At 31.0% G+C, this 18,574-nt stretch carries 15 protein-coding genes; 12 read left to right on the plus strand and 3 right to left on the minus strand.

Annotation, left to right across the window (positions count from 1 at the left end; genetic code table 11):
• Positions 1–71: 71 nt before the first annotated feature.
• From INR78_RS10120 to guaB, 5 genes are all read left to right on the plus strand, one after another.
• The gene (locus INR78_RS10120; RefSeq protein WP_223076425.1) at positions 72–1,166 is read left to right on the plus strand and encodes an imelysin family protein; all 1,095 of its coding nucleotides are present in this window, start codon (positions 72–74) and stop codon (positions 1,164–1,166) included.
• Positions 1,167–1,216: 50 nt separating this feature from the next.
• Complete coding sequence (locus INR78_RS10125; protein ID WP_223076426.1) at positions 1,217–2,575, plus strand: HTTM domain-containing protein; 1,359 nt, start codon at positions 1,217–1,219, stop codon at positions 2,573–2,575.
• Positions 2,556–4,985: a TonB-dependent receptor domain-containing protein gene (locus INR78_RS10130; protein ID WP_223076427.1), complete on the plus strand. Its 2,430-nt coding sequence runs from the start codon at positions 2,556–2,558 to the stop codon at positions 4,983–4,985. Before INR78_RS10125 ends, INR78_RS10130 begins: the two co-directional genes overlap by 20 nt.
• 106 nt (positions 4,986–5,091) lie before the next feature.
• On the plus strand, positions 5,092–5,340 hold the full coding sequence (locus tag INR78_RS10135; RefSeq protein ID WP_223076428.1) for a hypothetical protein: 249 nt from the start codon (positions 5,092–5,094) through the stop codon (positions 5,338–5,340).
• Between the two features lie 168 nt (positions 5,341–5,508).
• Positions 5,509–6,978, plus strand: coding sequence for an IMP dehydrogenase (guaB, locus tag INR78_RS10140; RefSeq protein ID WP_223076429.1), 1,470 nt, complete (start codon positions 5,509–5,511; stop codon positions 6,976–6,978).
• 317 nt (positions 6,979–7,295) lie between these two features.
• Here guaB and INR78_RS10145 read toward each other — a convergent pair whose 3' ends face one another.
• The 3 genes from INR78_RS10145 to INR78_RS10155 all read right to left on the minus strand — a co-directional run bounded on the left by INR78_RS10145 (position 7,296) and on the right by INR78_RS10155 (position 8,824).
• Positions 7,296–7,532, minus strand: coding sequence for a hypothetical protein (locus INR78_RS10145; RefSeq protein ID WP_036227340.1), 237 nt, complete (start codon positions 7,530–7,532; stop codon positions 7,296–7,298).
• Complete coding sequence (locus INR78_RS10150; RefSeq protein WP_223076430.1) at positions 7,501–7,989, minus strand: SRPBCC family protein; 489 nt, start codon at positions 7,987–7,989, stop codon at positions 7,501–7,503. The genes INR78_RS10145 and INR78_RS10150 overlap by 32 nt, the downstream gene beginning before the upstream one ends.
• Positions 7,990–8,083: 94 nt before the next feature.
• On the minus strand, positions 8,084–8,824 hold the full coding sequence (locus INR78_RS10155; RefSeq protein WP_223076431.1) for a T9SS type A sorting domain-containing protein: 741 nt from the start codon (positions 8,822–8,824) through the stop codon (positions 8,084–8,086).
• 221 nt (positions 8,825–9,045) lie between these two features.
• Between INR78_RS10155 and INR78_RS10160 the strand changes: the two genes are divergently transcribed.
• The 7 genes from INR78_RS10160 to INR78_RS10190 all read left to right on the plus strand — a co-directional run bounded on the left by INR78_RS10160 (position 9,046) and on the right by INR78_RS10190 (position 18,567).
• Complete coding sequence (locus tag INR78_RS10160) at positions 9,046–10,992, plus strand: peptidylprolyl isomerase (RefSeq protein ID WP_223076432.1); 1,947 nt, start codon at positions 9,046–9,048, stop codon at positions 10,990–10,992.
• Between the two features lie 7 nt (positions 10,993–10,999).
• The gene (locus INR78_RS10165; protein ID WP_255593060.1) at positions 11,000–11,851 is read left to right on the plus strand and encodes a peptidyl-prolyl cis-trans isomerase; all 852 of its coding nucleotides are present in this window, start codon (positions 11,000–11,002) and stop codon (positions 11,849–11,851) included.
• Positions 11,814–13,259: a peptidylprolyl isomerase gene (locus tag INR78_RS10170; protein WP_223076433.1), complete on the plus strand. Its 1,446-nt coding sequence runs from the start codon at positions 11,814–11,816 to the stop codon at positions 13,257–13,259. Before INR78_RS10165 ends, INR78_RS10170 begins: the two co-directional genes overlap by 38 nt.
• A 7-nt stretch (positions 13,260–13,266) precedes the next feature.
• Positions 13,267–14,220, plus strand: coding sequence for a MoxR family ATPase (locus INR78_RS10175; RefSeq protein ID WP_223076434.1), 954 nt, complete (start codon positions 13,267–13,269; stop codon positions 14,218–14,220).
• Positions 14,221–14,222: 2 nt separating this feature from the next.
• Positions 14,223–14,417 (plus strand): hypothetical protein, encoded by a 195-nt coding sequence (locus INR78_RS10180; RefSeq protein WP_106679600.1) that lies wholly within the window; start codon positions 14,223–14,225, stop codon positions 14,415–14,417.
• 17 nt (positions 14,418–14,434) lie between these two features.
• Positions 14,435–15,556, plus strand: coding sequence for an acyltransferase (locus tag INR78_RS10185; RefSeq protein ID WP_223076435.1), 1,122 nt, complete (start codon positions 14,435–14,437; stop codon positions 15,554–15,556).
• A gap of 230 nt (positions 15,557–15,786) precedes the next feature.
• The gene (locus INR78_RS10190; RefSeq protein WP_223076436.1) at positions 15,787–18,567 is read left to right on the plus strand and encodes a bifunctional aconitate hydratase 2/2-methylisocitrate dehydratase; all 2,781 of its coding nucleotides are present in this window, start codon (positions 15,787–15,789) and stop codon (positions 18,565–18,567) included.
• Positions 18,568–18,574: the final 7 nt, after the last annotated feature.

Genomic DNA, 18,574 nt, shown 5'->3' on the forward strand with positions numbered 1-18,574 from the left:
TTTCAAATTAGCAGTTGTCTTTTATTTAAAAGGTGACTGCTATTTTGTATTTTTGCAAAAAAAATTATTACATGAAAAAAATTGCCTTTAGTCTACTTATTTTAATCACGATTGTTGCGTGTACTTCAAGTGAAGAGAGTTCTTCTTCAGTACGTAACGATGGTTTTGATAGAAGCGCAATGTTAAGTAATTGGGCTAATAATTCAATTATTCCAGCACTTCAAGATTTAGATCAAAAATTAGAAACATTACAAGAAGATAAAAACACTTTTATCTCGACAGTTAATCAAACCAATTTAGAGCAATTAAGAACAAGTTGGTTAGAAGCCTACAAAGTATGGCAACATGTAGAAATGTTTAATATTGGTAAAGCCGAAGAGATTTCTTATGTGTTTCAAATGAATGTTTATCCAACAAACACACAAGATATCGAGTCTAATATTGCCTCACAAAATTACGATTTAAGCGCAGTTGGTAATAACGATGCAGTTGGTTTTCCTGCTTTAGATTATATGTTATTTGGTTTAGATACAGACGATAATGCAATTCTTTCAAAATATAACGACGCTAACTATGTAAACTACTTAAATGATTTGGTAGATCGTATGGTCGATTTAAACGCTATTGTTTTAACAGATTGGCAAGCTAATTACATAAATTCCTTTACAGCTTCTACAGATAATACATCTACTAGCGCAGTTAATAAATTAACAAACGATTTTATTTTTTATTACGAAAAAGGCTTTAGAGCCAATAAGTTTGGTATTCCTGCTGGTGTGTTTTCTGGATCAACACCATTAAGCGAAAAAGTGGAAGGTTATTACTCTAAAGTTTACTCTAAAACTCTAGCATTAGAAGCAATAGATGCTGTTCAAAACTTTTTTAATGGTGTATCTTACGATCAGTTAGAAACAGGATCTTCATTTTCTAGTTACCTTAATTACTTAAATAGACAAGATTTAGTAACTACAATAACTACAAAATTAAATAACGGACGTGATAAGATTAACACCTTACAAGATAATTTTTACTCACAAGTAAATACAGATAACACACAAATGACCGAAACTTTTGATGTGCTACAATTAGCAGTAGTATCCTTTAAAGTAGACATGTTACAGGCTTTTAATATTAATGTAGATTACGTAGATGCAGATGGCGATTAATTTGTAACTCAAATAATTATAAAAGCGCTTTTTTAGGCGCTTTTTTTAAGATGTATAAATCACTTTCTATATACCTAAATAAACAATCTAACGCTGCTTCTTTGGTAGTGTTTAGATTGTTTTTTGGTTTAATGATGTGTTATAGTCTTATTAGGTTTTGGGTAAATGGATGGATAGAAACACTTTACATTCAACCAAAATTTCATTTTTCTTATTATGGATTTTCATGGGTAAAACCTTTAGGTCAATTTACGTATCTGCTTTTTGGATTTTGCTTTGTAATGGCGTTTTTGGTTGCAATTGGATACAAGTATAGATTGGCAATTATAGGTTTCTTTTTAAGTTTTACTTATATAGAATTAATGGATAAAACCACTTATCTAAACCATTATTACTTTATAAGTATTTTAAGTTTCTTATTAATTTTTCTTCCAGCAAATGCTAGGTTTTCTTTAGACAGTTATTTTAAAAATAAAAGCTATACACAAGTTCCAAGTTGGACAATAGATTCTGTCAAACTGTTATTAGGACTTGTTTATTTTTTTGCAGGTATCGCAAAACTTAATAGTGATTGGTTGTTTAAAGCTATGCCATTAAAAATATGGTTGCCTTCTAAATACGATTTACCAGTTTTAGGCGAAACGTTGATGCAACAAAACTGGTTTCATTATGCGATGAGTTGGTCTGGTATGTTGTACGATATTTTAATTCCGTTTTTACTACTCTATAAACGCACCAGATGGTTTGCGTTTATTTTGGTTGTTATATTTCATGTGTTTACGCGAGTGCTTTTTAACATAGGAATGTTTCCGTATATCATGATTGTGTCTACGCTGATATTTTTCGATTATAATTTTCATCTTAAAATTATCAACTTTATCAATAAAAGTCTTTCAAAATATAAAAAGAGCACCATTTTGTATTTACAAACATTTCCTTCAAAACTAAGCTTTCAAAAGCGAATTGTATTGCTTTTTTTCGCCATTCAACTAGTGTTTCCTTTTAGATATCTATTATATCCAGGTGAATTATTTTGGACTGAAGAAGGTTATCGATTTTCTTGGCGTGTAATGCTTATGGAAAAAATGGGAATTGCAACTTTTAAAATTGTAAATGGAGAAACAGGCGAATTTTTTTACGTAGAAAATTCTGATTTTTTAACCAGCTTTCAAGAAAAGCAAATGAGCTTTCAGCCAGACTTTATATTAGAATACGCACACTTTTTAGGCGATCATTTTACAAAACAAGGACATAAAAATGTAGAAGTATATGTGCAAAGTTATGTTGCATTAAATGGAAGACAAAGTTCTTTATTTATAAATCCTGACGTAAATTTGTACGCTATAAAAGAAACTTTTAAACCAAAATCTTGGATATTACCTTTTAACGATGACATTAAAGGACTATAATTTTATAATTACAGCAATTTTATTAAGTATTGTATCTTACGCGCAACAAAAAATAACGGGTAAAGTTGTTGCAAAATCTACACAATCTCCAATACAAGATGTGTTAATTTATGATAAACAATCAGGATTATTAACACAAACCAATGCTAACGGAACTTTTACGTTTAAAACAGAAAAAGAAACACTAACATTAGCATTTTTTACTTATGAATTTGAAATTGAAGAACGTACAATAAACACAAACACAACAACTAATTTAAATATTGAATTAGAAGACTTAACGCAGCAATTATCTGAAGTGCAGTTAACCGCAAGAAAAGCAGAAGTGTTTCAACTACAACGTTTAAAAGATGTTGAAGAAACTGCAATTTATGCAGGTAAAAAAACCGAAGTTGTGCTTGTCGATCAATCTTTAGCAAACCTAGCAACCAATAATAGTAGACAAATTTACAGTCAAGTTGCAGGATTAAATATTTTTGAAAACGACGATGCAGGTTTACAATTAAATATTGGCGGACGCGGATTAGATCCTAACAGAACGTCAAATTTTAATACCAGACAAAATGGTTACGATATTAGCGCCGATGTTTTAGGATATCCAGAAAGTTATTATACGCCAGCAGCCGAAGGTTTGGAGCAAATACAAGTTATTAGAGGAGCAGCATCTTTACAATATGGGACTCAATTTGGTGGATTAATTAATTTTAAAACTAAATCGCCAAATGCCAATAAACCATTAGAACTAATTACGCGTAATACCGTTGGTAGTTATGGTTTGTATACCAACTTTACAAGTGTAAGCGGTACAAAAAACAAATTTAGCTACTATAGTTACTTTAATTACAAAAAAGGTGACGGATTTAGACCAAATAGCGAGTTTGAGTCTAAAAACATTTTTGGTCATATTGGTTATCAACTGTCTGATAAAACAAAATTAGAAGGCGAAGTAACCTACATGCGTTACCTAGCGCAGCAAGCTGGCGGATTAACAGATAGAATGTTTAACGAAGATCCTTTTCAAAGTAACAGAAAACGAAACTGGTTTCAAGTAGATTGGTTTTTATATAACTTAAAATTAGCGCATCAGTTTTCAGAAAAAACTAATTTTACGTTCAACTTTTTTGGATTAAAAGCACAACGTAATGCGTTAGGTTTTAGGACCAATCGCGTTAATCAAGAAGACGCTAATCAAGAACGAGATTTAATAAAAGGTGACTTTAGTAATTTTGGTTTTGAAAGTAGATTGCTAACCAAATACAAGTTGTTTAATAAAGATGCTACTTTTTTAATAGGAACAAAGTTTTACAAAGCAAACAATACCGAACAGCAAGGTCCAGGAACAGCAGAAGGAAATCCTAATTTTAACTTTGCAACACAGCAATATCCAAATTATCCAAACCAATCAAAATACGAGTTGCCTAACCTTAATGTGGCTGTTTTTGGAGAACACATTTTATATCTATCCGATAAATTTTCAGTAACTCCAGGTTTTAGATTTGAATACATCAAAACCGAAAGTGAAGGATTTTATCAAAACATAAACACAGATTTTGCTGGTAATGTTATTTTTAGCGAAACGGTAGATACATTTCAAAATTTCGAGCGTTCGTTTGCATTACTTGGTTTAGGTTTAAGTTATAAACCTAGTAACAATTTTGAAACCTATGCTAATATTTCTCAAAACTATAGATCGATCACGTTTTCAGATATAAATATTTCTAATCCAGCATTTCAAATTAATCCAGACATTACAGATGAAGAAGGTTTTACTGCCGATTTAGGTATTAGAGGAAATTTAAAAAACTATGTGTCTTACGATGCTAATATTTTTGGATTATTCTATAACAGAAGAATTGGATTTATTACCAAAGATAGAGGCGATGGACGCATTGTAAGTGAAAGAGGAAATATTGGAGATGCAGTAATTTATGGATTAGAATCGTTAGTAGATTTCAATTTAAAAAAGGTGCTAAACCTAAATGACGATTTTAAGTTAAATACATTTTTAAATACTTCTGTAATTACATCAGAATATGTGTCTAGTAAAGCTAATGCTGTAGAAGGAAATAAAGTAGAATTTGTGCCAGAATTTAATCTAAAAACAGGTATTAAATTTGGATATAAAGACGCGTTGTTAAATGTGCAATATTCGTATTTATCAGATCAGTTTTCAGATGCAACAAATTCGAGTTCTCAAGACGATCTAAGCGGAGTGATTGGGCTAATTCCAGCTTACGATGTGTTAGATGTGTCTTTAAGTTATACTTACAAAAGGTTTAAATTAGAAACTGGCGTTAATAATGCGTTAGACAATTATTACTTTACAAGACGAGCTACAGGATATCCTGGACCAGGAATTATACCATCTGTACCACGTAATTATTATGCAACTTTACAAATGAAATTCTAATTACTATTTTAAAACAGACTAAATACAAACTGTTGCAAAACAGCTGTTTAAATTCATTCTAAAAAGATATTGTCATAGTTTTAATTGAATTTAAAAATAAAAAGTTATGTCAATTAGAATAGGAAACAGTTGTGTAAACTGTCAAAAAATATCAGAAGGTCACTACTGTAGTGCTCACCAAGTTCAAGTTAACGATCATTATACTTGCGATAGTTTTGAAATGCAAGTGGCTTTAAAAAACGATCCAAATTGCGAAACATGCTCTAGATTTAATAAAAAATCTTGTGCTAATCCACAAAAAGCAGCACCAGGAATGTTATGTTCACATTGGGCACCATTACATGCTGAAGCATAAAAACGACAGATTATAAATAACAAAAAAGCTTACTAAACCAGTAAGCTTTTTTTATTCATAGAGTAAGTTAATGTAAAATTAAGGTTAATTAGGCTAGTTATTTGTGATAAATAGCTTTTGTTTATTATAATATGATTATCTTTACGCGCAATTAATTCTAATTGCAACATGACAGCACACAACAATAAAATAGTAGGCGAAGGATTAACTTACGATGATGTCCTACTAGTTCCAGCGTTTTCTGAAGTTCTTCCACGCGAAGTCAATATTCAATCTAAATTCACAAGAAATATAACAATTAATGTACCTATAGTTTCTGCAGCTATGGATACAGTTACCGAAAGTCGTATGGCAATAGCTATGGCTAGAGAAGGTGGTATTGGTGTGTTGCATAAAAACATGACTATAGAAGAGCAAGCGACTAAAGTACGTAAAGTAAAACGTGCTGAAAGTGGTATGATTATAGATCCAGTAACCTTGCCAACTACAGCAATTGTTGCAGATGCTAAACAAGCTATGAAAGAGCATAGTATTGGAGGTATTCCTATTGTTGATGCAACAGGGAAATTAAAAGGTATTGTGACTAATAGAGATTTACGTTTTGAGCATCAAAATTCTAGACCAATTGTAGAAGTAATGACTAGCGAAAATCTAGTAACAGCGCCAGTTGGTACCTCTTTAAAAGATGCAGAGAAAATACTTCAGCAAAATAAAATTGAAAAACTTTTAATTGTAGAAGGTGATAAACTTGAAGGTTTAATTACGTTTAGAGATATCACTAAAGTTACTCAAAAACCTATAGCTAATAAAGATAACTACGGAAGATTACGTGTTGCTGCAGCAATTGGAGTAACTGGTGATGCAGTAGATAGAGCAGAAGCTTTAGTTAATGCAGGAGTTGATGCAATTGTTATAGATACAGCACATGGACACACAAAAGGTGTTGTAAATGTTTTAAAAGAAATAAAGAAAAAATTCCCACAATTAGAAGCAATTGTTGGTAATATAGCGACAGCAGAAGCTGCAAAATATTTAGTAGAAGCTGGCGCTGATGCGGTAAAAGTAGGTATTGGACCAGGATCTATTTGTACAACACGTGTTGTTGCAGGTGTTGGTTTCCCTCAGTTTAGTGCTGTTTTAGAAGTTGCTGCAGCAATAAAAGGAACAGGTGTTCCTGTGATAGCGGATGGTGGAATAAGATATACAGGAGATATACCTAAAGCTCTTGCAGCTGGAGCAGATACTGTAATGTTAGGATCTTTATTAGCAGGAACAAAAGAAAGTCCAGGAGAAACTATTATTTACGAAGGACGTAAGTTTAAGTCTTATCGCGGTATGGGTTCTGTAGAAGCGATGAAACAAGGTAGTAAAGATCGCTATTTTCAAGATGTAGAAGACGATATTAAAAAATTAGTCCCAGAAGGAATTGTTGGTCGTGTGCCTTACAAAGGAGAACTTTACGAAAGTATACATCAATTTATTGGTGGTTTACGTGCTGGTATGGGATATTGCGGCGCAAAAGATATTGCAACTTTAAAAGAAACTGGACGATTTGTGAAAATTACATCTTCAGGAATTAATGAAAGTCATCCGCATGACGTTACTATTACAAAAGAAGCACCAAATTATTCAAGATAATTTTAATTATTAATAGATATTTAAAAAGCACAACATAATTGTTGTGCTTTTTTATTTGTGTTTTGTTAGAAACTGTTTTCTAATCACTAAAAAACTAACAATTACAATTGATAAAATTCCAATAGCTAATAAACCATATTTAATAATTCCTGAAAAGAAAAAGGTGAGAAATCCTTGGTATTTGGAGTTTTTGGTCTTCTCTAAAATTGTAGGGATTACAATTGTCGTATCCAATAAGTAATAACAAAAAATACTTAACAGACTTAAACTGTATATTTTAATTAGCTGGATTGTATTGTGATTCAATAAAAGAGGTATTACGGATTATAAATTTGTCCACGATGTGGTTTTAAAGCATCACGTATTGGTTTCATTTCAATTTCATCAACAACCATAAAAGCAATACTGTGCATGGGTGATAATTCTTGATAACCAGTAATGTTTAGATTGGTGTTTTGAAGAGTTATATATTCTTTAAGATGTATTACATGGTGTTCTGCAATTTTTAAAGCATCAGGACCTCTAAAATCCCAAATTAGTTTTAATTGTCTCATTATTTTTAATTATTGAGGTGCCGTTTTCTACGTAGTTTTTAAAGTTAATTAAGTACTTTTTACTTTGTTTTTTAAATGCTTTGGGCATTAAAACAAGCATTATTCTTGAAGTGAAATTTCTTGGTAAAAATTGATTATGACTAATCCACTTTGTAGTATCATCATCTATAATTTCAAAGAAATTTTGCTGCACGTTATGCATCATTTTAGTATCAAAATTAAAATGAATAGAATGATTATCTTTTCTATGGGTAACACTTTCGGTAAGTTCCATTTTTCGTTTACCAAATTGATAATTAAGTTGAATGGTTGAACCTATTTTTCTTGGTGTACCAGAGATATGCGCAAAACTAATTAAACCTTCTTGCCAATGCTTCATACTATCAAGGTTAACAATTTCAGCAAAGCAAGTGGTAACAGGTTTATTAATTAGTATTTCAGAAGTATAACTTAGCATCAAATTTCAATTTATAAATTAAAGTATAAAAAAAAAGCGATTGAAAAAATTTCAATCGCTTTTATTATATAAAATACCAGTATTGTAGGATTAACTACAATAATACTTTAATGGTTTTGGTCATATCTTTTGTTTCTAAAACCACTATATAGATGTTGTTTTTTGGTAGATCTAATGTGTGTTTGTATGAATTTTTAACCTGTATGTTTGCGTTATTGTCAACAATTTTCCCTAAAATGTCGTAAACTTTGATGTTTAAATCTCCATTGTAATTATTAATCAATAACTCGTTAGAAATAACTTTTACGTTGGCGTTTTTAATATTGTTGTCTGCTGTGCTTAGTGTGCTGTCTTTTTCTGCATCAACTAGATTTATATAAAAATCTACTGTTTGGTTATTGCCACCGCCACCAAATTGGTTTTGAAAAAGTAAGTTAAATCCATAAACCATAGTTTCGTTAGGGACAACAGTATATAGCTGAGCGAGATTAATAGTAATGCTGTAGGTATTAGGTCCTGCATTAACATCTGTATCTGTAGGAACTAATGTTAATTGCGGTTGTGATGCAAGATCACTAAATCCTGGAGCACCTTGAAAACTTCCACTATCGGTATCTAAACCTCCATACATGTGGATGAAAGCTTGTCCATCAGAATAAAAGTTATTGATGATATTTTGATCTTCAAAAACAATAGTTATTTCATCATTAACTGTTGCTGTTGTTGCAGTTAGTGTAGTGGTGTTTCCGTTGTAACTAGAAAACGTCAGAGTTTCTTGTGCTTTAGTTATACAACTAATAGAAAACAAAAGAGAAAAAAAGTAAATATGTTTCATGTTATAAATGTTAAATTTTTATAAATATATTATTATAATGGTTAAAAAATAAGAATACCTTTAACTCAAACGTTTTCGTGTTGATAAATAGTTAATTTAAATAGTTTATTCACTATTAATTAATACTAAAAAACTAGCTACTAGCGTTACCTTTTTAAACTTGTGTAATTAGGTAATATTGCTATTTTTGCATGTACTTCAAAAAACAAGTCTCAATTCATATGAAATCAAGACATTTAATTGCTTTAACAGTCATAGTTTTTTTAGCATTTTGTAAAGTCAATGCGCAAGAAAAACAAGTTCTATTTACAGTAAACGAAACACCTGTTTATGCATCAGAATTTGTAAGAGTTTATAAAAAGAATTTAGAATTGGTTAAAGATGAGTCTCAAAAAGACATAGATAATTACCTTGATCTTTTCATAAAATATAAATTAAAAGTAACTGAGGCTAAAGCTTTAGGTTTAGATAAAAAACAAGCTTATTTAAGAGAATTTGAAAGTTATAAAAGACAGCTTTCATCTAATTTTTTAAGTAATAACGAGGTTACAGAAAAGCTTATAAAAGAAGCTTACGATAGATTAACCCAAGAGATTGATGCGCGTCATATATTAGTTAAAATAGACAAAAACGCTCCAGAAGAACAGCTTAAACAAGCTAAAGATGAAATTATTAAGCTAAGAAATAGAGTGTTAGAAGAAGGTTTTGAAGCTGTTAAAAAAGACATACATAACGGTCGTACACTTTTTGCAGAAGAGTTAGGTTATTTTACTGCGTTTAGAATGGTATATGAATTTGAAACAGCAGCTTATAATACCAATATAGGCGAATGGTCACAACCTTTTCAAACTCAATTTGGTTATCATATTGTCTATGTTAACGATAAAAGAGAAAATAGAGGAGAAGTAACAGTTGCTCATATCATGCTTACAAATAAGAATGGTCAAAATTCTGAGTCTCAAGAAGAGCGTATTAATGATATTTATAAACGAATTAAGCAAGGAGAAGACTTTGAGGCGTTAGCAAAACAGTTTTCAGAAGATAAAAGCTCTAGCAAAAAAGGAGGTAGATTAAATACTTTTTCTGCAGGACAATTAAGCTCAGAGATTTTTGAAGAAAAAGCTTTTGGTTTAGAAAGAAAAGGAGAAATTACAGAACCTTTTAAAACAGAATTTGGCTACCATATTGTTAAGTTAATAGACAAAAAAGGGTTAGCTACTTTTAAGGAGATGGAAAACGAGCTAAAAGCTAAAGTAAAAAAGGATTCTAGATCTGTTGTTATAAACAACTCCAGAATAAACAATTTAAAAGAAAAGTATAATGTAAATGATAATCCAGAAGCTTTGCGTTACTTTACTTCAATTTTAAATGAAAATTACTACCAAAGATCTTGGAACACACCAGGAAATTTTGAGGGCAAAAAGGTGTTGTTTACTATAAAAGATAAAGAAGTTACCTATAAAGAATTTGCAGATTTTTTATATAATACACAACGTCGTAGACAAGCTAGACAACCATTTGATAAATTAGTAGCAAGTAATTATAAAATGTTTTTAGAGTCTAAACTAATACAGTATCAAGAAGATAATTTAGAGTTTGAAAACGAAGAATACGCACATATTTTAAACGAATATCGTGACGGACTTTTATTATTTGATTTAATGGAGTCTAAAGTTTGGAATGCTGCTAGAGAAGATAGTATTGGGTTAGCAAATTATTACAAACAATATCAAGATAAATACTTTTTTGATACTAGAGCCGATGTTATAATAGCATCTTCCGTTAACAAAAAAGACATAAAAAAAGTAGCAAAAATGTTAGAAAATAATACTAGCATTGATGTTATAAAACAAAAAATAAATTCAGAAAAAAATATTAGTGTAAGCTTTATAAAAGATACAGTTACAACTTCTCATCAAGCATTGCCAAAAGACTTTAATATGCAAAAAGGCACATCTAAAGTCTTTAAGCACAACGACGCTTACAGTGTTGTTAAAGTCAATACGGTATTACCCAAAACAGAAAAAACTTTTGAAGAAGCAAAAGGAAATGTGATTAGCGATTTTCAAGAGTATAAAGAAAAAAAATGGTTAGAAGAGCTTTCTAATAAATACAAAGTCAAGCTTAATAAAGACGTTTTAAAACAAGTAAAACAGGATTTAAATTAATACATATTTGAAGCAATATATATACATAGCAATAATTATATGCCTCTTTCAATCTTGCGACTATTTTAGGTCTACAGAGGAAGAAGAAGCTATAGCTAGAGTTAATGATGTTTATCTTTTTAATGAAGATTTAAAAAAAGCATTACCCGAAAATCTTTCGGTAGAAGACAGTACAATTTTTGCAAATAATTTTATTAATCAATGGGCAACCCAACAACTGTTGGTACAAGGAGCAGAAGTTAATTTAAGTGATAAAAAATTAGAAAAGTTTGATCGTTTAGTTCAACAATACAAAAACGATTTATATAGTAAAGCATATTTAGAAGCTTTGGTTGCTAAAAACTTAGATACCGTAGTGTCATTAGAAGCTGCATCTACGTATTACGAAAGCAATAAAGAAGCCTTTAAATTAAACGAAAATTTAATCAAATTTAGATACATAAACGTAGAACCAAATCGTTTAGATTTAGAAGACATAAAGAAAAAGTTTAAACGATTTAATACTAAGGATAAGAAAGAGTTAGACTCGATAGCAATTCAGTTTAAGTCTTTCACTTTAAACGACTCTGTTTGGATTAGATTAGATCAAGCCATCAATAAAATTCCTGTAGTAACTATTGAAAATAAAGACGAATTGTTAAAAAAATCTAATTTTATACAACTCAAAGATTCATTAGGACTATATTTGATGCAAATAAATGACGTGTTGTTGCGCAACAGTACAGCACCGTTAGAATACGTAAAGCCAACTATTAACCAGATTGTTATCAATAAACGTAAACTGGAATTAATAAAGCAATTAGAAAAGGATATTAAGAAAGATGCCATTAACAACAAACAATTTGAAATTTACAATTAAACCTAAAGCGTTATATGTATTAACGTTTTTATTTGCAGTAGCTAGTACCAGTTTAGCACAAGAAATTATAGACGAAACAAAACCAGAAGTAAGCAAAGATACTGTTACAGATTCTGGTGCAACAAAAATCGATGGTGTAGCTGCAGTAGTAGGAGATTACATAGTTTTAGATAGCGATATTGATAAAACCATGTTACAATTAAAAGATCAAGGTGCATCTATGGCAAATTTTGATCGTTGTCAATTATTTGGTAAACTTTTAGAAGATAAATTGTATGCACATCATGCTATACAAGATAGTATTGAGGTTAATGATGCCGAAATTAGATCTAGAGTAGACCAACAAATCAATCAGTTTTTACAACAAACTAACGGAAGCATGGAAGAGCTTTTAGAGTTTTACAGAAAAGATGACGAAGTTAGCTTTAGAGAAGAAATGTTCGAAATTAATAAAAGCAACATGCTAGCTACTGAAATGAAAAAGAAAATTATTGATGAAGTTGAAGTAACACCAGAAGAAGTGCGTCAGTTTTTTAATAAAATTCCAAAAGAAGAACGTCCAACTTTTGGAACAGAACTTAAAGTAGCACAAATAGTTATAGAACCTAAAGTGTCTGATGAAGAAGTACAACGTGTTATAGATCGATTAAACGAATTTAAACAACAAGTAGAAGAAGAAGGAAAAAGTTTTACTAGTAGAGCGGTATTATACACAGAAGACGGTGGATCTAAAAAAACAGGTGGATTATATACTTTAGACAGAAGTAAACCACGTATGGTAAAAGAGTTTAGAGAAGTTGCTTTTTCATTACAAGAAGGACAAATTTCAGAGCCATTTAAAACAGACTATGGTTACCATATTATTTATCTAGAAAAAATTAGAGGTCAAGAATACGATGTACGTCATATTTTATTAATGCCTAAAGTGTCTGAAAAAGAAATAGAAGAAGCTAAGAAAGAGTTAGAAAAAGTAAGAGAGCTTATTGTTAGCGGAGATATGACTTTTGCAGAAGCAGCAAAAGAATTTAGTGACGAAAAAGAAACTAAATTTCAAGGAGGGCAATTAATAAATCCACAAACACAGGATTACAATTTTGAGCTAACAAAAATGGACCCAGAATTATATGGTCAAATCCAAGAATTAGAAAATAACGAAATTAGTCCTGTTATTACAGACCAAGATCGTACAGGAGCTATTAAGTTTAAATTAGTTACGGTAACAGATAGAATAGATGAGCATGTAGCAGATTATGCACGTGATTATTTAAAAATTAAAGAACTAGCCTTAGATGAAAAGCGTATTAAAGCAATCGAAGATTGGCTAGAAGAAAAAATAAACGAAACATACATTAAAATTAGTGGTTCTAACAGAAACTGCGATTTTAAAAGCAATTGGTTAAAAAAATAAAACATACATGTCAGACGTAACTGCAGTAAAAAATCTAGTCTCAAAATATAATAGCTTAAAACAAGAAGTAGCCAAAGTAATCGTTGGTCAAGACGATGTAGTTAACCAAATATTAATTTCTATATTTTCTGGTGGTCATGCCTTATTAATAGGTGTACCAGGATTAGCAAAAACATTAATGGTTAATACTATTTCTCAAGCATTAGGATTAGATTTTAAACGCATTCAGTTTACGCCAGATTTGATGCCAAGTGATATTTTAGGTAGCGAAATTTTAGATGAAAATAGACAGTTTAAATTTATTAAAGGACCAATATTTTCTAATATTATTTTAGCAGACGAGATTAACCGTACGCCACCAAAAACACAAGCAGCACTTTTAGAAGCGATGCAAGAAAGAGCAGTAACTGTTTCTGGACATCATTACAAATTAAACTTACCATACTTTGTATTAGCAACACAAAACCCAATTGAGCAAGAAGGAACCTATCCATTACCAGAAGCACAATTAGACCGTTTTATGTTTGCTATTAATTTAGAATATCCAACTTTTGAAGAAGAAGTGCAAGTGGTAAAAGCAACAACAACAGATGCCAAACCAACAGTCAATGCACTATTTACAGCACAAGAAATTACAGATTTTCAGCAATTAATTAGACGTATACCTGTTGCAGATAATGTTATAGAATATGCTGTAAAAATTGTTGGTAAAACAAGACCAAATAGCAATGCAGCTTCAGACTTAGTAAAGCAATACGTAGATTGGGGCGCAGGACCAAGAGCATCACAAAATTTAATTTTAGCAGCAAAAACACACGCTGCTGTAAATGGTAAGTTTTCACCAGATATAGAAAATGTACAAGCTGTTGCAACTAGTATTTTACGTCATAGAATGATTAAAAATTACAAAGCAGAAGCAGAAGGTGTTACTATAGAAGAAATAATTAAAGATTTATTTTAACCATGAGTTTGAAAAAGTTTTTAATCCCTTTAATTTTATTACTCCTTGGTTTTGGATTAACAATTGTTGGTGCTTTATTTAAAATACAACATTGGCCATACGGAAATGTAATTTTAACCATCGGGACTTTTGTAGAGTTTGCTGCACTTTTTTATGCTATTATTGTACTAATTAAGATTTACCGCAATAAGTACTAAAAACTCTTTACTATATTTTGAAAGCGATTACAACATATAAAAACCGTGTTTTTGGTTTAGATGTTGTAAGAGCAGTCGCTATTTTACTTATACTTTGTTCACACTCTACAATTTTATTGTTTCCAAATTCTGCAGCTACAGGACTAAGATTTATCCAGTTTTTTGGTACAATTGGAGTAGACATATTCTTTGTCTTAAGCGGGTTTTTAATAGGCACAATTCTTATAAAGCACATAGAAAGTAATCGAACTAAACCTAAACATTTCTTACAGTTTTGGATAAGACGTTGGTTGCGTACATTACCTAATTACTACCTAATTTTACTAATAAATATTGGGTTAGCTTTTTTTTATAAAAATGAAATCCCAAACCAATTGTATAAATATTTCTTTTTTCTTCAAAATGTCTTTGAAGAAATGCCTGATTTTTTCACAGAATCTTGGAGTTTAACTATTGAGGAATTTGCTTATCTATTAGGACCAATATTATTAATGCTTTTTGCTTTAATTTTTAAAAAGCTTAATAAATGGATGTTTTTATTAATGACAACTTTGGTGATAGTATACTTTATTGTAAATAAGCTAATATTTCACTATAGTTATACAAATATTCCTCATGATTTTAATTGGAGTCATTCGCTACGTAAAGTAGTTTTTACCAGAATAGATAGTATTTACTTTGGATTCTTAGGTGCATTTATTAGTTGTTACTATGCTCAGTTTTGGTCCAAAACCAAGTGGTTTAGTTTTGTATTTGGTAGTGTATTATTTTTAGGACTACATTATTTAATTTATAAAAATCAGTTGCAACCTAATCAGTTTTCTTTCTTTTTCAATGTTTGGTATTTACCATTAGTTTCAATAAGTATTTTATTGTTTTTTCCTGTGTTTTCAACCTGGAAAACCAAACAAGTAAATTTTGTGACCAAAATAAGTTTATGGTCATATTCATTGTATTTAGTTAATTATTCTATAGTGTTATTAACTCTAAAACATTTTGTAAGTCTAGAGCATAGTTCAATCCTTTTCAAATTAATTATGCTAATAATTTTTTGGATTGCTTCTTTTGTATTATCTTATATTTTATATACTTATTTTGAGCGTCCTATCATAGAATTTAGAGACAATCTAAATAAATAACGACTTCCTTATTAAGCATAATATTGTTAATTTATTATTTTAAAGCTGTTCAAATTATTGTTATTATAAAAATTACATTAAATTTTGATTATATATTGAAAATAATTTAGTATTTCTCTCTTTTTGTTATACATTTTCTATCTTCTTTAAGATTTCTTACTTTTGCAAAACTTTAAATTGCCTATTCTATAATTGCAATTTTCAGTATAACTAACACTGAATATATTTATATGAATACTTACAACGACTACCTTAAAGAAATTGAAGCTCGTAAACTTCAAGGATTACATCCAAAGCCTATTGATGGCGCAGAATTATTAAGCGAAATTATAGCGCAAATAAAAGATGAAAATAACGAGCATAGAAAAGATTCTTTAAACTTTTTTATATATAACGTTTTACCAGGTACTACAAGTGCTGCACGTGTAAAAGCAGACTTTTTAAAAGAAATTATTTTAGGAGACACTACTGTTGAAGAAATTACTTCAGAATTTGCTTTCGAGCAATTATCTCACATGAAAGGTGGACCATCTATCGAAGTGCTTTTAGATTTAGCTTTAGGTGAAGATAAAGCAATTGCTGAAGCTGCAGCTAAAGTATTAAAAACTCAAGTATTTTTATACGAAGCAGATACAGAGCGTTTAGAACAAGCGATGAATGCTGGTAGTGCTATTGCAAAAGAGATAATCGAGAGCTATGCGCAAGCAGAATTTTTCACAAAACTTCCAGAAGTTCAAGAAGAAATTCAAGTAGTAACTTATGTTGCTGGTGTTGGTGATATTTCAACAGATTTATTATCACCAGGTGCAGATGCACACTCAAGATCAGATCGTGAGTTACATGGTCAATCTATTTTTGAGCATAACAAAGATATGCAACAAGAAGTGTTAGCTTTAAAAGAGCAACATCCAGATAAACGTATTATGCTTATTGCAGAAAAAGGAACAATGGGTGTAGGATCATCTCGTATGTCTGGTGTAAATAACGTGGCATTATGGACAGGAATTCCATCGTCACCTTATGTGCCATTTATCAATATTGCACCTGTAATCGCTGGAACAAATGGTATTGCACCAATTTTCTTAACAACAGTTGGTGTAACAGGAGGAATTGGAATTGATCTTAAAAACTGGGTAAAACAAAAAGACGAAAACGGTAATACAGTTGTAGATGCAGATGGCGAGCCAATTTTAAAAGAGGTTTATTCTGTAAAAACAGGTACGGTTTTAACAATTAATACAAAAGAGAAAAAATTATATAACGGAGACCAAGAGCTTAAAGATATTTCAACAGCATTAACACCACAAAAAATGGAGTTTATCAAAGCTGGTGGATCTTACGCTGTGGTTTTTGGTAAAAAATTGCAAACCTTTGCTTGTAAAGCTTTAGGTATTGAAATTCCTCAAGTGTACGCAGCTTCTAAAGAAATTACTGTAGAAAACCAAGGGTTAACAGCAGTAGAAAAAATCTTTAATAAAAACGCTGTTGGTACAACACCAGGAAAAACATTACACGCTGGATCTAACGTTCGTGTAGAAGTAAACATTGTAGGTTCTCAAGATACTACAGGTTTAATGACGTCTCAAGAATTAGAAATGATGGCAGCAACGGTAATTTCACCAATTGTAGATGCTGGTTACCAATCTGGTTGTCATACAGCTTCTGTTTGGGATGACAAATCAAAAGCTAACATTCCGCGTTTAATGAAGTTTATGAACGATTTCGGTTTAATTACTGGTCGTGATCCAAAAGGTCATTATCACGCAATGACAGACGTAATTCATAAAGTATTAAATGATATTACGGTAGACGATTGGGATATCATTATAGGTGGAGATTCGCACACACGTATGTCTAAAGGTGTTGCTTTTGGTGCCGATTCAGGTACGGTAGCATTAGCTTTAGCAACTGGTGAAGCAACAATGCCAATTCCAGAGTCTGTAAAAGTGACGTTTAAAGGTAACATGAGAAGCTTCATGGATTTCCGTGATGTGGTACATGCAACACAACAACAAATGTTAAAGCAATTTGATGGCGAAAACGTATTCCAAGGTCGTGTTATCGAAGTACACATTGGTACATTAACATCAGATCAAGCTTTTACATTTACAGATTGGACTGCAGAGATGAAAGCTAAAGCGTCTATCTGTATTTCGGAAGAAGAAACGTTAATCGAATCTTTAGAAATTGCTAGAGATCGTATCCAAATCATGATTAAAAAAGGTATGGATAACGAAAAGCAAATGTTACAAGGTTTAGTAGATAAAGCAAACAACAGAATAGAAGAGCTTAAATCTGGTTCTAAACCAGCATTAAAGCCAGATGCAGATGCTAAATATTATGCAGAAGTGGTTATCGATTTAGATGAAATCGCAGAACCAATGATCGCAGATCCAGATGTAAACAACGAAGATCCTTCAAGACGTTATACTCACGATACTATTCGTCCATTATCTTACTATGGCGGAACTAAAAAAGTAGATTTAGGTTTCGTTGGATCTTGTATGGTACATAAAGGTGATATGAAAATTTTAGCGCAAATGCTAAAAAATATCGAAGCTCAACATGGTAAAGTAGAATTTAAAGCGCCATTAGTTGTAGCGCCACCAACATACAATATTGTTGATGAATTAAAAGCTGAAGGAGATTGGGAAGTATTACAAAAGTACTCAGGATTCGAGTTTAACGATGATGCACCAAAAGCAGCTGCACGTACTAAATACGAAAACATGTTGTATTTAGAACGTCCTGGTTGTAACCTTTGTATGGGTAACCAAGAAAAAGCTGAACCTGGAGATACAGTAATGGCAACATCTACACGTTTATTCCAAGGTCGTGTAGTAAAAGATGCCGATGGTAAAAAAGGGGAATCATTATTATCATCAACACCAGTTGTAGTATTATCAACTATTCTTGGTCGTACACCAACTATGGAAGAATACGAAGCTGCAGTAGATGGTATTGTATTAACTAAATTCAAACCATCTCAAAAGCAATTAGTAATGGCGTAATAGTCAT

The sequence above is a fragment of the Mesoflavibacter sp. SCSIO 43206 genome (assembly GCF_019904215.1).
Taxonomy (GTDB): Bacteria; Bacteroidota; Bacteroidia; order Flavobacteriales; family Flavobacteriaceae; genus Mesoflavibacter; species Mesoflavibacter zeaxanthinifaciens.

Bases quoted from the DNA above. Each gene is read 5' to 3' on its own strand.
- INR78_RS10150 (WP_223076430.1), bottom strand. From the start codon at position 7,989: ATGCTAAGTTATACTTCTGAAATACTAATTAATAAACCTGTTACCACT.
- INR78_RS10170 (WP_223076433.1), top strand. From the start codon at position 11,814: ATGCCATTAACAACAAACAATTTGAAATTTACAATTAAACCTAAAGCG.
- INR78_RS10175 (WP_223076434.1), top strand. From the start codon at position 13,267: ATGTCAGACGTAACTGCAGTAAAAAATCTAGTCTCAAAATATAATAGC.
- INR78_RS10120 (WP_223076425.1), top strand. From the start codon at position 72: ATGAAAAAAATTGCCTTTAGTCTACTTATTTTAATCACGATTGTTGCG.
- INR78_RS10135 (WP_223076428.1), top strand. From the start codon at position 5,092: ATGTCAATTAGAATAGGAAACAGTTGTGTAAACTGTCAAAAAATATCA.
- INR78_RS10190 (WP_223076436.1), top strand. From the start codon at position 15,787: ATGAATACTTACAACGACTACCTTAAAGAAATTGAAGCTCGTAAACTT.
- guaB (WP_223076429.1), top strand. From the start codon at position 5,509: ATGACAGCACACAACAATAAAATAGTAGGCGAAGGATTAACTTACGAT.
- INR78_RS10130 (WP_223076427.1), top strand. From the start codon at position 2,556: ATGACATTAAAGGACTATAATTTTATAATTACAGCAATTTTATTAAGT.
- INR78_RS10180 (WP_106679600.1), top strand. From the start codon at position 14,223: ATGAGTTTGAAAAAGTTTTTAATCCCTTTAATTTTATTACTCCTTGGT.
- INR78_RS10125 (WP_223076426.1), top strand. From the start codon at position 1,217: ATGTATAAATCACTTTCTATATACCTAAATAAACAATCTAACGCTGCT.
- INR78_RS10145 (WP_036227340.1), bottom strand. From the start codon at position 7,532: ATGAGACAATTAAAACTAATTTGGGATTTTAGAGGTCCTGATGCTTTA.
- INR78_RS10155 (WP_223076431.1), bottom strand. From the start codon at position 8,824: ATGAAACATATTTACTTTTTTTCTCTTTTGTTTTCTATTAGTTGTATA.
- INR78_RS10160 (WP_223076432.1), top strand. From the start codon at position 9,046: ATGAAATCAAGACATTTAATTGCTTTAACAGTCATAGTTTTTTTAGCA.